Source organism: Micromonospora sp. LOL_015 (assembly GCF_048060275.1).
Lineage (GTDB): Bacteria > Actinomycetota > Actinomycetes > Mycobacteriales > Micromonosporaceae > Micromonospora_E.
Genome location: NZ_JBHMIO010000004.1, coordinates 151,525 through 164,756 on the forward strand (window position 1 = coordinate 151,525; position 13,232 = coordinate 164,756).

14 protein-coding genes and 1 pseudogene are annotated in these 13,232 nt (G+C 71.1%); 3 read left to right on the forward strand and 12 right to left on the reverse strand.

All coding sequences use genetic code 11. The annotated features are described in order from the left end of the window. Nucleotides 1-129: 129 nt before the first annotated feature. Genes aroQ through aroC form a run of 4 tightly spaced genes read right to left on the reverse strand, consistent with a single transcriptional unit; the run spans nucleotide 130 to nucleotide 3,383 of the window. Nucleotides 130-573 (reverse strand): type II 3-dehydroquinate dehydratase, encoded by a 444-nt coding sequence (gene aroQ / locus ACFHWU_RS06105; protein ID WP_416590036.1) that lies wholly within the window; start codon nucleotides 571-573, stop codon nucleotides 130-132. 16 nt (nucleotides 574-589) lie between these two features. Next, a complete protein-coding gene (aroB, locus tag ACFHWU_RS06110) occupies nucleotides 590-1,666 on the reverse strand; it encodes a 3-dehydroquinate synthase (protein WP_416590038.1) in 1,077 nt (358 codons plus the stop codon). Nucleotides 1,667-1,677: 11 nt separating this feature from the next. Then, nucleotides 1,678-2,205, reverse strand: coding sequence for a shikimate kinase (locus ACFHWU_RS06115; RefSeq protein ID WP_416556986.1), 528 nt, complete (start codon nucleotides 2,203-2,205; stop codon nucleotides 1,678-1,680). Further along, the gene (gene aroC / locus ACFHWU_RS06120) at nucleotides 2,205-3,383 is read right to left on the reverse strand and encodes a chorismate synthase (protein ID WP_416590040.1); all 1,179 of its coding nucleotides are present in this window, start codon (nucleotides 3,381-3,383) and stop codon (nucleotides 2,205-2,207) included. Before aroC ends, ACFHWU_RS06115 begins: the two co-directional genes overlap by 1 nt. 94 nt (nucleotides 3,384-3,477) lie before the next feature. Between aroC and ACFHWU_RS06125 the strand changes: the two are divergent. Beyond that, nucleotides 3,478-3,762: pseudogene (locus ACFHWU_RS06125) on the forward strand (MFS transporter); the annotation flags it as partial. A gap of 26 nt (nucleotides 3,763-3,788) precedes the next feature. Here ACFHWU_RS06125 and tnpA read toward each other — a convergent pair. Then, nucleotides 3,789-4,259: an IS200/IS605 family transposase gene (gene tnpA / locus ACFHWU_RS06130; protein ID WP_416590041.1), complete on the reverse strand. Its 471-nt coding sequence runs from the start codon at nucleotides 4,257-4,259 to the stop codon at nucleotides 3,789-3,791. Between the two features lie 19 nt (nucleotides 4,260-4,278). Between tnpA and ACFHWU_RS06135 the strand changes: the two genes are divergently transcribed. Together ACFHWU_RS06135 and ACFHWU_RS06140 are read left to right on the forward strand one after the other, a co-directional pair. Beyond that, complete coding sequence (locus ACFHWU_RS06135) at nucleotides 4,279-5,517, forward strand: RNA-guided endonuclease InsQ/TnpB family protein (RefSeq protein WP_416590042.1); 1,239 nt, start codon at nucleotides 4,279-4,281, stop codon at nucleotides 5,515-5,517. Nucleotides 5,518-5,546: 29 nt separating this feature from the next. Continuing rightward, the gene (locus ACFHWU_RS06140) at nucleotides 5,547-6,485 is read left to right on the forward strand and encodes an MFS transporter (protein ID WP_416590092.1); all 939 of its coding nucleotides are present in this window, start codon (nucleotides 5,547-5,549) and stop codon (nucleotides 6,483-6,485) included. On the opposite strand, the gene ACFHWU_RS06145 is transcribed toward ACFHWU_RS06140, so the two are convergent. The 7 genes from ACFHWU_RS06145 to ACFHWU_RS06175 form a co-directional block, all read right to left on the reverse strand. Further along, on the reverse strand, nucleotides 6,400-7,224 hold the full coding sequence (locus ACFHWU_RS06145; protein WP_416590093.1) for a shikimate dehydrogenase: 825 nt from the start codon (nucleotides 7,222-7,224) through the stop codon (nucleotides 6,400-6,402). The genes ACFHWU_RS06140 and ACFHWU_RS06145 overlap by 86 nt on opposite strands. Nucleotides 7,225-7,270: 46 nt before the next feature. Further along, complete coding sequence (mltG, locus tag ACFHWU_RS06150) at nucleotides 7,271-8,467, reverse strand: endolytic transglycosylase MltG (protein ID WP_416590043.1); 1,197 nt, start codon at nucleotides 8,465-8,467, stop codon at nucleotides 7,271-7,273. Further along, nucleotides 8,467-8,937, reverse strand: coding sequence for a Holliday junction resolvase RuvX (gene ruvX, locus ACFHWU_RS06155; protein ID WP_416556749.1), 471 nt, complete (start codon nucleotides 8,935-8,937; stop codon nucleotides 8,467-8,469). The genes mltG and ruvX overlap by 1 nt, the downstream gene beginning before the upstream one ends. Nucleotides 8,938-8,952: 15 nt before the next feature. Beyond that, a complete protein-coding gene (gene alaS, locus ACFHWU_RS06160; RefSeq protein WP_416556750.1) occupies nucleotides 8,953-11,637 on the reverse strand; it encodes an alanine--tRNA ligase in 2,685 nt (894 codons plus the stop codon). Next, nucleotides 11,634-11,939: a hypothetical protein gene (locus ACFHWU_RS06165; RefSeq protein WP_416556751.1), complete on the reverse strand. Its 306-nt coding sequence runs from the start codon at nucleotides 11,937-11,939 to the stop codon at nucleotides 11,634-11,636. Before ACFHWU_RS06165 ends, alaS begins: the two co-directional genes overlap by 4 nt. 16 nt (nucleotides 11,940-11,955) lie before the next feature. Continuing rightward, the gene (locus ACFHWU_RS06170; protein ID WP_123601158.1) at nucleotides 11,956-12,417 is read right to left on the reverse strand and encodes a DUF948 domain-containing protein; all 462 of its coding nucleotides are present in this window, start codon (nucleotides 12,415-12,417) and stop codon (nucleotides 11,956-11,958) included. Nucleotides 12,418-12,524: 107 nt separating this feature from the next. Then, complete coding sequence (locus tag ACFHWU_RS06175) at nucleotides 12,525-13,193, reverse strand: hypothetical protein (protein ID WP_416556809.1); 669 nt, start codon at nucleotides 13,191-13,193, stop codon at nucleotides 12,525-12,527. Nucleotides 13,194-13,232: the final 39 nt, after the last annotated feature.

Consider the following 13,232-nt stretch of genomic DNA (forward strand, 5'->3'; position numbering starts at 1 on the left):
TGCCTTGATCATCAATGTGCGGACGGATCTGCCAAGTCTATCGGGCCGGACCCGGCTCAGCCGGGACGGCCCGACCTCTACCCGACCCAACGCAGCAGGACACGGCCCGCGACCGGCGCCTGTCCCGGCTCAGCGGGGACTGGCTGCGGCCAACCGGGCGACGTGCAGCAGCGCCAGCCGGTAGCCGTCCACCCCGAGCCCACAGATCACCCCGGTGGCGACCGCCGACACCACCGAGTGATGCCGGAACTGCTCGCGGGCGTGAATGTTGGAGATGTGCACCTCGACGAGCGGTCCACGCAGCAGCGCGCAGGCGTCCCGGACCGCGTACGAGTAGTGCGACCAGGCACCCGGATTGAGCACCACGGCGGCCTCGGCGTCGGCCGCCGCGTGCAGCCAGCCGAGCATCTCGTGCTCGGCGTCGGTCTGGCGCACCTCGACGTCGAGCCCGGCGTCCCGGCCCACCTGCTCACACATCGCCACCAGGTCGGCGTAGCTGGTCAGCCCGTACACGTCGACCTGACGGCTGCCCAGCCGGCCCAGGTTCGGGCCGTTCAACACGTACGTCCGCACGCCCCGCCACCTCCCGTCACGCCGCCACCTGCCGGTACGCCTCGGCGAGCAACGTGTCAGCCGGGCCGTCGAGGATTCCCGGCCGGGCCAGCGCGTCGAGCACCACCAACCGCAGCCGGCTTCCCCGGGCCTTCTTGTCCACCCGCATCGTGGCCAGCAGCCCCGGCCACGCCTCGGCCCGGTAGCTGGTGGGCAGTCCCAGGGCGGCGAGCACCGACGCGTGCCGGTCGGCGACCGTCGCGTCAAGCCGCCCGGCCAGCCGGGCCAGGGTCGCCGCGTAGACCAGGCCGACCGACACCGCGTGCCCGTGGCGCCAGCGGTAGCCTTCCACCTTCTCAATCGCGTGGGCCAGGGTGTGCCCGTAGTTCAGCACCTCACGCAGCCCCGACTCGCGCAGGTCGTCACCGACGACGTCGGCCTTGACCCGCACGGCGCGCTCGATCAGCTCCCGCACCTGCGGCCCGGTCGGGTCGGCGGCCGCCGCCGGATCGGCCTCGATCAGCTCCAGGATCGCCGGATCGGCGATGAACCCGCACTTGACCACCTCGGCCAACCCGGCGACCAGGTCGATCTGCGCGAGGCTGGCCAGCAGGTCCAGGTCGGCCAGCACCCCGGCCGGCGGGTGGAACGCGCCCACCAGGTTCTTGCCGGCCGCCGTGTTGATCCCGGTCTTGCCGCCCACCGCCGCATCGACCATGCCGAGCAGGCTGGTCGCCACCGGCACCCAGCGGACCCCGCGCAGCCAGCAGGCGGCCACGAAACCCGCCAGGTCGGTCACCGCGCCGCCGCCGACCCCGACCACCGCGTCGGTACGGGTGAAGCCGGCCGCGCCCAGCTCCGCCCAGACCCGCCCGGCGACCTCGAGCGACTTGCCGGCCTCGGCGTCCGGCACCTCGACCAGCGACGGTCTGACCCCGGCCGCGGCGCAGCCGGCGGCGATCCGGTCGGCCTGGCCCTTCAGCGGAGGCGCGTGCAGCACCGCCACCCGGTCCGCGCCGGGCAGCAGGTCGGGCAACGTGTCGAGCAGCCCCCGGCCGACCAGTACGTCGTAGGGTCGGTCGCCGGGCACCGGGATGCAGGTCGTTGAGTTCATCGGCGCCGAGCCTAGTACCCGGGCCGGTCGGCCGGTGTGCGCAGCAGGGTGGCGATCTCCTCGGCGACCTGTTCCGGGGTACGGCCGTCGGTCGCCACCCGGTGCGTGGCCACCTGCTCGTAGAGGGGACGACGCTGCTCCAGCAGGTGTCGCAGCGTGGCCCGCGGGTTGATCGCCAGCAGCGGTCGGCCGGCGTCGAGGCCGACCCGGCGGACCGCGTCGGCCAGCTCGACGCCGAGGTGGACCACGGTGTGCCCGGCGAGCGCGGCCCGGGTCTCCTCGGCCAGCACCGCACCGCCGCCGAGCGCGAGCACGCCGTCGAAGCCGCCCAGTGCCGCCCGGACGGCCGCCCGTTCCAGAGCCCGGAAATGCTCTTCGCCGTCGTCGACGAAGATCTCCGGGATCGGCTTGCCGGCCGCCGCCACGATGTCGGTGTCGGTGTCGCGGAACTCGCAGCCGAGCAGCCCGGCCAACGCCGTACCGGTGCTGGTCTTGCCCGCACCGGGTGCACCGACCAGTACGCAGACCGGGGCAGCCATCAGCGGATCACCAGGTGGTCCAGGTACCCGGCGACGTTGCGGCGTATCTCGGCGACCGAGTCACCGCCGAACTTCTCGGTGGCCGCCTCGGCCAGCACCAGCGCCACCATCGCCTCGGCCACCACCGCGGCGGCCGGCACCGCGCAGACGTCGGACCGCTGGTTGATCGCGGTCGCCGGCTCCCCGGTGACGACGTCGACGGTCGACAGCGCCCGATTCAACGAGGAGATCGGCTTCATCGCGGCCCGTACCCGCAGCGGCTCGCCGGTGCTGACACCGCCCTCCAGCCCACCGGCCCGGTCAGTCGCCCGGCGCACCCCGGCCGCGGTGGGGATGATCTCGTCGTGCGCGACCGAGCCCCGCGACCGGGCCTGCTGCCAGGCGTCGCCGATCTCCACACCCTTGACCGCCTGGATCGACAGCACCGCGGCGGCCAGCCGGGCGTCGAGCTTGCGGTCCCACTGCACGTGGCTGCCCAGCCCCGGCGGTACGCCGTAGGCGAGTACCTCGACGATGCCGCCGAGGGTGTCGGCGTCGGCCTTGGCCGCATCCACCTCGGCGACCATCCGGGCGCTCGCCTCGGGGTCGAGGCAGCGCAGCGGGTCGGCGTCGACCCGCTCGGCGTCCTCTGGGCGGGGCTGCAGCCCGGGTTTGGCGGCCACCGAACCGAGCTCGACCACGTGCGACACGATCTCGATGCCCAGTGCCTGCCGGCACAGCGCCCGGGCGACCGTACCGACGGCGACCCGGGCGGCGGTCTCCCGGGCGCTGGCCCGCTCCAGGATCGGCCGGGCGTCGGTGTGGCCGTACTTCTGCATCCCGGCCAGGTCGGCGTGCCCCGGCCGGGGCCGGGTCAACGGGGCGTTGCGGGCCTGCCCGGCCAGCTCGTCCGGGTCGACCGGGTCGGCCGCCATCACGGTGCGCCACTTCGGCCACTCCGAGTTGCCCACCCGGATCGCGACCGGGCTGCCCAGTGTCACCCCGTGTCGCAGGCCGCCGACGATCTCGATCTCGTCCTGCTCGAAACTCATCCGGGCGCCCCGGCCGTAGCCGAGCCGACGACGAGCCAGCTCGCGGCCGATCTCGGCACTGGTCACCTCGACGCCGGCGGGGACGCCTTCGAGGAGTGCGACGAGCGCGGGGCCATGGGATTCACCTGCGGTCAGCCAACGCAACACGTCGGAAAGTGTGGCACGGCGTGGTCGGACCCCGGTGACCCACGTCGCCCGTGTCCCGCCCTCCGGACACCGACTGAGCCGCCCTAACGTACGGTTGGTCGTCTCGGGGGGTGGTGGTTTCGTGCCGTACGACATCCGCCGCCGACCAGCGGTGCTGCTCATCCTGCTCGGCGCGGTCACCGCGGTGGGGCCGCTGTCGATCGACATGTACCTGCCGGCGTTCCCGGCGATCAGCGACGACCTCGCCGCCACCCCGGCCCGGGTGCAGCTGTCGCTGACCGCCTGCCTGATCGGCGTCGCGTTCGGGCAGCTGGTCGGCGGGCCGGTGAGCGACCGGTGGGGGCGGCGGCGACCGGCGCTGGCCGGCTTCCCGGGCTACCGGAATGCGGGCCAGTGCTCCGGCCTTCAGGCCGGGGGTGAAGGCCCGCGCTGGGAGGGCCGCCAGGCCGGGGCAGTGCCTTGACCGGGACGGTTCTGCTGCTCGATGTACTGCTTGATGACGCTGCGCGGTGCGCCGCCGACAGACCCGGCGAAGTACGAGCCGGACCAGAGTTTGTTGGCCCGGTAGTAGTGGTGCACCAGGTCGGGGAACTCCTGCCGGAGGCGGCGCGAGGAGACCCCTTTGAGGCTGTTGACCAGCCTGGCCACGGCGACCTTGGGTGGGAAGTTGACCAGCAGGTGGACGTGGTTGTGTCCGCCGTTGAACTCGACCAGTTCGGCCTCGAAGTCGGCGCACACGTCTCGCATGATCGTCTCCATCCGGGTCACGTGCCGGTCGGCGAACACGTTGTGCCGGAACTTCGTCACGAAAACCAAGTGGACATGCATCGCGAAAGTGCAGTGCCTGCCGGTGCGGATGCCTCGAAGTTCGACCATAAACCAACATGATACAGTGATGGCCGTGCAGCTCCGTTACAACTACCGGATCACCCCGGACGCCGCCCAGCGCACCGCGCTGGCGCAGGCGTTCGGGTGTGCCCGGGTGGTTTTCAACGACGGACTCAGGCTGCGTCAGCAGGCCCGCGAGGCGGGCGAGAAGTACATCTCCGCCGGCGACCTGTCGAAGTTGGTCATCACAGCGGCCAAGGCCAGCGAGGACCGGGCCTGGCTGGGTGAGGTGTCGGCCGTGGTGTTGCAGCAGGCCGTCGCCGATCTGAACACCGCGTACCGCAACTTCTTCAACTCGCTGTCCGGCAAACGCCGGGGCCGCAAGGTGGCCCCGCCCCGGTACCGGCCCCGTAAGGACAACCGGCAGGCGATCCGGTTCACGAAGAACTCCCGGTTCAAGGTCTGTGACAACGGCCGCCTGCGGCTGCCGAAGATCGGCGACGTTCCGGTGCGCTGGTCGCGCGGCCTGCCGTCGGATCCCACCTCGGTCACCGTGATCAAGGACACGGCAGGCCGGTACTTCGCCTCGTTCGTCGTGCAGATCGGCGAGGACGAGACGCTGCCGCCGGTCGACTCCGAGATCGGCATCGATCTGGGCCTGACCCACTTCGCGGTCATGTCCGACGGCACGAAGGTGACCGCACCGAAGTTCCTGCGCCGCGCGGCCCGCAAGCTCAAGCGGTTGCAGCAGGCACTCTCACGCAAGCAGAGGGGCAGCAACCGCCGCAAGAAAGCCGTGATCGAGGTGGCCCGCGCTCACGCGCGGGTAGCCGACACCCGGCGGGACTGGCAGCACAAGCTGTCCACGGCGATCATCCGCGAGAACCAAGCGGTGTACGTCGAGGACCTGTGCGTTGTTGGTCTCGGCCGGACTCGGCTGGCGAAGTCCGTGCACGATGCGGGCTGGGCCGCCTTCACCGGCATGCTGGAGTACAAGGCGGAGCGGTACGGGCGCGCGTTCGCCCGGGTGGACCGGTGGCTCCCGTCCACCCGGATGTGCTGCGACTGCGGCCGGATCAACGAGAAGATCGCGTTGAACGTCCGGGAGTGGGACTGCCCGTGCGGCAGTCACCACGACCGGGACATCAACGCCGCCATCAACATCAAGGCCGCCGGACAGGCGGACTTCAACGACCGTCGAGCGCACGTAAGACCAGGACTTGTCCCGGCGGCGCGCAGTGAAGCGGTAACCCACCCGGACGCCGCGTGTTCCACGCGTAGCGTGGAGGGAATCCTCGTCCCTTAAGGCGAGGAGGATGTCAAGTCGTCGTCTCGCTGGCCTGCGCGCTGGCCCCGAACGCCGAGGCACTGGCCGGGTTGCGGCTGGTCCAGGGCTTCGCCGGCGGGGTGGGGGTGGTCGTCGCCCGCGCGGTGGTCCGCGACCTCTACGCGGGTGCCGACGCGGCCCGGTTCTTCTCCCGCCTGCTGATCGTCTTCGGGGTGGCACCGATCGCCGCGCCGGTGCTCGGTGCGGTGGTGCTGCGGGTGACCTCCTGGCGGGGGGTCTTCGTCGCCCTCGCGGTGGTCGCCGCGCTGCTCGCCGTCGTCATGGCCCGCTGGCAGCCGGAGACCCTGCCGGAAGAGCGCCGGAACCCGGACGGTCTGGCCGGCGCCGCCCGCGCGGCCCGGCTGGTGCTCACCGACCGGGCGTTCATCGGGTACGCGTCGACCCAGGATCTGGCGTTCGCCGGCATGTTCGCCTACATCTCCGGATCGCCGTACGTGCTGCAGGACGGGTTCGGGTTGTCGCCGACCATGTTCAGCCTGGTGTTCGGGGCCAACGCGGTCGGGCTGATCGCGCTCAGCCAGCTCAACGCCCGGCTGGTCGGCCGGTACCGGACCCGACCGCTGTTCGTCGGCGCGTTGACCGCCGGAGCCGGTGCCGCGGCGCTGCTGGTGGCCGGCGCGGCCACCGGTCAGCTGTGGCTGATCCTGCCGGCGCTGGCCGGCTACGTCGCCACGATCGGGATGCTGATGCCGAACGGGACCGCGCTGGCCCTGGAGGAGCACGCCCGGCACGCCGGCACCGCCGCCGCCCTGCTCGGCGCGGTCCAGTCGGGGATCGCCTCGCTGGCCGCGCCGGTGGTCGGGCTGGCCGGCACGGCCAGCGCCACCCCGATGGCGCTGATCATCCTCGGCGCGGCGGTGCTGTCACTGCTCGCTGTGTCGACAGCGCGGCCCGCATCGCCGGTACCGGCGCGGCGACCCCGGTGAACTGTTCGAACTGCCCGACCGCCTGGGCCAGCAGCAGATCCAGCCCGGAGACCACCCGGCAACCGGCGGCAGCGGCCGCCGAGGCCAGTGGAGTCGGCCAGGGATCGTAGATCGCGTCGAAGCAGACCGTGCCGGATGCCCACGGCAGCTGGCCGACGTACGGGTCGACGGCCCCCTTCGGCAGGGTGGAGACCAGTACGTCGGTGCCGGCCGCCGCCGTTGGGGCTGCCGACAGGTCGGCACCGGTCATCGACACGCCGAGCGCGCCGGCGACCGGCACCAGTTCGTCGACCGCCGCCGGTCGTCGGGCCGCCACGGTGACCGATGCGGCGGCCAGCGCGGCGGCGGCCGCCAACGCGGCTCGGGCGGTGCCGCCGGCGCCCAGCACGGTGAACCGGGCACCGGTGCCGACACCGGCGTCGCGCAGCACCGCGACCATCCCCGCCACGTCGGTGTTGTCGGCGAACCAGGCGCCGTCGGCCCGGCGTACCAGGGCGTTGGCCGCCCCGACCGCGGTGGCCACCGGGGATGCCCGCCCGGCCAGAGCGAGCGCCGCCTCCTTCAACGGCATGGTGACCGACAGCCCGGCCCACTCCGGGCCGAGACCAGCAACCAGGCCCGCCAGCTGCGCCTCGGCGCATTCGATCGCGGTGTAGCTCCAGCCGGTCAGCCCGGCGGCCCGGTAGCCGGCGTTGTGGATCACCGGCGACAGTGAGTGCCCGATCGGCTTGCCGAGCACTGCGGCCCGCCGCCGGACGGCGGTGGACGGTCGGGGGGCGGACACCTCAGAGGATGCCGTTCTGCCGGGCGATCTCGATGTTCTGGTTGTGCTGGTCGAGGGTCTCGGCAAACGCCGAACGGCCCTCCTTGTCGATCGCCACGAAGTAGACCCAGTCCTCGTCCGGCGGGTTGATCGACCCTTCCAGGGCGGCCTTGCCCGGGTTGTTGATCGGCGTGGGCGGCAGCCCGCTGTGCGCGTGTGTGCTGTACGGATTGCTCTCGTCGTACAGCTCCTCGCGGGTCATGTCCTTGGACGCCTTGGTCTCCTGGCCGGTCAGCTCCCAGTAGTAGTTGACCGTCACATCGAACTGCAGGCAGCTGCACGGGAAGGTCTCGCTGTACACCCGGTTGTACGCCACCCGGGAGACCTTGGCGAGGTCCTCGGCGATGCCGGCCTCGGCCTGCGCCAGCGACGCGACGATCAACGCCTCGTACGGGCTGATCCCGCCGCGTTCGGCCTGCACCCGGTCGGCGTACTCCATCTCGCCGGTGACGGTCAGGAACCGGTTGACCATCACCCGGAGGATCTCCGGGGCGGTGACGTCGGGATCGAAGTCGTAGGTGTCCGGAAAGAGGAACCCTTCGGCGGAGACCGTCACCTCCTGCCCGTCGGTGCGGGTCATCCACCACTCGGGCACGCCCAGGGCCAACGGATCCTCGGCTGCGGTGGCGAACTCCTCCGCCGGGATGTCCGTCGACTCGGCCAGCAGCTGGTAGATCTGCTTGGCGGTACGGCCCTCCGGGATGGTCACCCGGTTGGATACCTTGTTCTCCAGGTCAAGCAGCAGGCTGAGCGCGGTCGCCGCGCTCATCTCCAGGCGCAGCGTGTAGAAACCCGGCTGGATGTTCTGGCTGCGGGAGTTGTCCCGGGCCTCGTTGACGAACGCCTTGGTGCTCTTGACCACGCCGGCGTCGACGAGGGTGTTGCCGATGTCGGTGGCGGTGTCGCCGGCCCGGACCTGGACCACCACCTCACCGGTGCCGCCGCCGGCGTAGTCCGGGGTGGCGAAGTAGCCCTGCACCCGGTCGAAGCCGTACCAGACGCCACCGCCGAGCATGCTGAGCAGCAGCACGGTGACCAGCAGCGCGGCGAAGGTCTTGCCGCGACCGCCACCGCCGGACGGCTTCTTGCGCCGCGCGCCCCGACGGTGCCGGCCTTTGTCGGCCCGGTCCTCGAAGGCGAGGTCCAGTTCGTCGATCATCACTTCTGCCTCCGCTGCGCATCCAGCCAGCTCTGCAGGATCTCCACGGCGGCCGCCTGGTCGACCACCGTACGTTGACGTCGTCCTCGGACGCCCCGCTCGGACAGCCTACGGCTAGCGACCACCGTCGACATCCTTTCGTCGGTCGTCAGGACTGAAATCGGCGATACCGCCACTTCGAGTAACCGCACGTATGCGCTGACCGCGTCGGCGGCCGGTCCGTGGCGACCGGCGAGGTTCACCGGCAGACCGACAATAACCGCACTGACCTCGTACTCACGGACTATCTGGACAATTTTCGCGATGTCCGTAGGCACGTCGGCCGGTGTCGTCGGGCCGCCGGTTGACAGGTCCCGCCGCACCGTCATCAACGGGGTGGCGAGAATGCCGTCCGGGTCGCTGATCGCCAGACCGACCCGGACCTGCCCCACGTCAACGCCGAGCCGGCGTCCACGGACGAAGGCGCTCACCTCGTACCGCTCATCTCAGGCCGTTCCGGCGATCGCCTTTTCGACCGCGACCAGCAGGTTCGCCGCCTCGGCCGCTGGCAGCCCACCGCCCTGCGCCAGGTCAGCGTTGCCGCCGCCCCGGCCGTGCAGCGCCCCTTTGACCAGGTCGGCGGCGGACACTCCACGCGACTTGCCGGCCGCGTTCACCGCCACCACCAGCGACGCCTTGCCGTTGGCCCGGGCCGCCACCGCGACCACCGCCGGTCGGGCCGGGTCGATCTTGCCCCGGATCTCCTGCGCCAAGGTCCGTACGTCGTTGCCGGCCGCGCCCTCGGGCGCCTCGGTGCCGACGTAGGCCACCCCGTGCACGTCACGCGCCTGGCCGGCGATCGCCGCCGCACCGCCGAGTACCAGCTGGGCGCGCAGCTTCTCCAGCTCCTTCTCCGCGTCGCGCAGCTGGGTGACGGTCTGCTGGACCCGGTCCGCGACCTGGTCGGCCGGCACCCGGTACAGCTCGGCGAGCCGCGCCACCAGCAGGTGCTCGCGGGCCAGGAAGTTGAACGCGTCGATGCCGACCAGCGCCTCCACCCGGCGCACGCCGGAGCCGATCGACGACTCGGAGAGAATCTTCACCACACCGAGCTGACCGGAGCGGGTCACATGCGTACCGCCGCACAGCTCCCGGGCGTAGTCACCGACCTCGACCACCCGGACCTCGTCGCCGTACTTCTCCCCGAACAGCGCCATCGCACCCAGCCGGCGCGCCTCCTCCTGCGAGGTGATGAACGCGTTCACCTCCAGGTCACGCAGCAGCACCTCGTTGACCTGCTGCTCGATGTCGTGCAGTACCGACGGCGCGACCGCGCCGGGGGTGTTGAAGTCGAACCGCAGCCGGCCCGGCGCGTTCAGCGACCCAGCCTGGGTCGCCGACTCGCCGAGAAAGTTGCGCATCGTCTGGTGCACCAGGTGCGTCGCGGTGTGCGACCGGGAGATCGCCCGCCGCCGCGGGATGTCGATCTCGGCGTAGCCGGACTCCCCGGCGCGCAGCTCGCCGCTGACCACCCGTGCCCGGTGCACGATCAGGCCCGGCACCGGCTGCTGCACGTCGAAGATCTCCACCCGGCCGGCGCCGACGGTGAGCAGGCCGGTGTCCGGCTGCTGGCCGCCGCCCTCGGCGTAGAACGGGGTGCTGTCCAGTACCAGCTCCACCACGTCGCCCTCACCGGCCGCGGGCAGCGCCGCGCCGCCGGCGCCGAGCAGCGCCCGGACCCGCGACTCACGGGACACTTCGGCGTAGCCGGTGAACTCCACCGGCCCGCCGCTGTCCAGCACCCCGCGGTACGCGGACATGTCCACGTGCCCGGTCTTGCGGGCCTGCGCGTCCGCCTTCGCCCGGGCCCGCTGCTCGGACATCAGCCGGCGGAAACCGTCCTGGTCGACCGAGAGCCCCTGCTCGGCGGCGATCTCCAGGGTGAGGTCGATCGGGAACCCGTAGGTGTCGTGCAGTTGGAAGGCCTGGTCGCCGGAGAGTTTACCGCCGCCGGCCGACCTGGTCTGGGCGATCGCCGTGTCCAGGATCGTGGTACCGGCGCGCAGCGTGGACAGGAAGGCGTCCTCCTCGGCGTACGCGTACGAAGAGATCCGCTCGAAGTCGGCGGCCAGCTCGGGGTACGACGGCGCCATGCAGTCCCGGGCCACCGGCAGCAGCTCCGGCAGGGCGCGCTCCTGCCAGCCGAGCAGCCGCACCGAACGGATCGCCCGACGCATGATCCGACGCAGCACGTAGCCGCGACCCTCGTTGGACGGGGTCACCCCGTCGCCGATCAGCATCAGCGCGGTCCGCACGTGGTCGGCGATCACCCGCAGCCGTACGTCGTCGGGGTGCGACTCGCTCGCCGCCTGGCCGGAGCCCGCGCCGTAGCGCTTACCGGTCAACTCGGCCGCCCGGTCCAGGATCGGACGTACCTCGTCGATCTCGTAGAGGTTGTCAACCCCCTGCAGGATCGACGCGATCCGCTCCAGGCCCATGCCGGTGTCGATGTTCTTCTTCGGTAGGTCGCCGACGATGTCGAAGACCTCTTTGCTCTGTACGTTGGTGATCTCGTACTGCATGAAGACGAGATTCCAGAACTCCAGGAAGCGGTCCTCGTCGACCTCCGGCCCGCCGTCCGGCCCGTACGCCGGACCCCGGTCGTAGTACAGCTCCGAGCACGGCCCCGCCGGCCCGGGGATACCCATCGACCAGAAGTTGTCCTTGTTGCCGCGGCGCACGATCCGCGCCGCAGGTACGCCGGTGCGCCGCCAGATGTCGGCCGCCTCGTCGTCGTCGAGGTAGACGGTGACCCAGATCCGCTCCGGGTCCATGCCGAACCCGCCCTGCTCCACCGGTTTGGTGGCCAGTTCCCAGGCCAGCGGGATCGCGCCTTCCTTGAAGTAGTCGCCGAACGAGAAATTGCCGTTCATCTGGAAGAAGGTGCCGTGCCGCGACGTCTTGCCAACCTCGTCGATGTCCGGGGTACGGATGCACTTCTGCACGCTCGTCGCCCGCTGGTACGGCGGGGTCCGCTGACCGAGGAAGTACGGCACGAACTGCACCATGCCCGCGTTGATGAACAGCAGGTTCGGGTCATCGATCGCGGGCAGCGGAGCTGACGGCACCACGGCATGGCCGTTGGCCTCGAAGTGCGCGAGGAACTGCCGCTTGATCTCCGCCGTTTTCACCGAACGTCCTCCTGGGGAAATATCTCCGCGTCACCGACGCTCGGGTCGCCCCGCAGGTCGGCGAACTGGTCGTCGAACGCCACGCCCTCGGCGAACGCGGCCTGGATCTGCTGCTCGCGCTCTGCCATGCCCTCGCGCACGTCCTCCACGAAGGTACGGACCGATTCGACGAAACCACCAGCGGATTCCGACAGCGAGGAGGCGATCCCGGACGGCGTGTAGGACTGGGCGGTCCGGGCCAGTTTGCGGACCACCACCGCGCCGACGGCGATGCCGACACCGAGCCAGAGCAGGCGTTTCATGACGGCGTCCTCCCGGTCATCCGGCGTTGCGCCGGGCTGCCCGGCGCCGCTGCTTCAGTTCCGCCCGTACGTCGCGCTCCTGCTCGGCGTGCCGACGGGCGGACGCGGCGCGCCGGACGCCGTACCCGAAGGCGGCGACCTTGACCAGCGGGTTCGCCGCCGCTGCCGAGACGACGGTGGCGAGGTTCGCCACGTTGGCGGTGACGTTCTGCGCGTGACCGGTCATCGTGTCGATCTTGGCGAGCTGGATGTTGACGCCGTCCAGCGTGGTGTGCACCTGCCCGAGCGCAGTGTTGACATTCTCCACCGAGGTGTTGACCTGGCCGAGTAGTGGACCGGTGCGGTCGTTCAGGTCGTTGATCGCCCTTGTCGCCGCGTCCACGGTGTGCCGCAGCCGCAGGATCGGCACCGCGAGCACCAGCACGAGCATCAGGAACGCTCCGGCCGCCACCAGCGCCGCGATCTGTCCACCGTCCATGCCTGTGTCCTCCTCTGTCACGACGCCTCGCCGCCGCTGCTCACCTGACGGCGGTCAGCTCGCGCCGCACCACCGTGCAGACCCTACCGTCAGTGATGGTCGTCCGCTCACGACGGTTCGACCTCCAGGTCCAGCAGCGGGTCGTCGGTGAAGACCGGATCCGGATCCTCACCGGTGAGCGATGGATCGGTGCTCGGCTGTGGCTTCATCCGGTCGTCACCGATCGCGTTGCGTACCTTGATCGACACGACCGAACCAGTGCAGGTCTCGGCCTCAGCGACCGGCGGCGAGTCGGCCGATTCCCCGTCGGTCGACCCACCGTCGGTCGACTCGCCGGATGGCGGCTCCACCGTCGGCCGCTGCAGTAACAGGTCGTCCGAGCAGGCCGGCGGCCGGACCCACAGGTCGAGGGTGAGTTCGTCGCGGGTCCAGCAGTTGTACTGGCCTTCGACCGGCTGGGACGGGCACAGCTCGGCGTCCCACGGCAGCCACCCGGCGTCGGTCAGTGCCGCAGTATAGACCTGGGCGGTCTCCTCGGTGCCGCGTTCGGAGGTCATCGTCCGCTCGCGGAACCGGCAGTCGATGAGGCACCAACGGCTCCCGCTGACCGCGTCGGTCCGCTCCTGCGCCGCCCACTCGGGCACGTCGAGTCGGTCAAGGGAGTTGAAGACCGGGTCGCGGGTCGCCGCCCGGATGCCGAAGTAGAGCGGGAGGGCGGCCAGCACCACGACGGCGACCATGATCAGGGCCATTGCCCGCAGCCGACGCTGCTGCAGGTTCGGGCGACCCTGCTCGGAACCCGACTGGTCGGCACC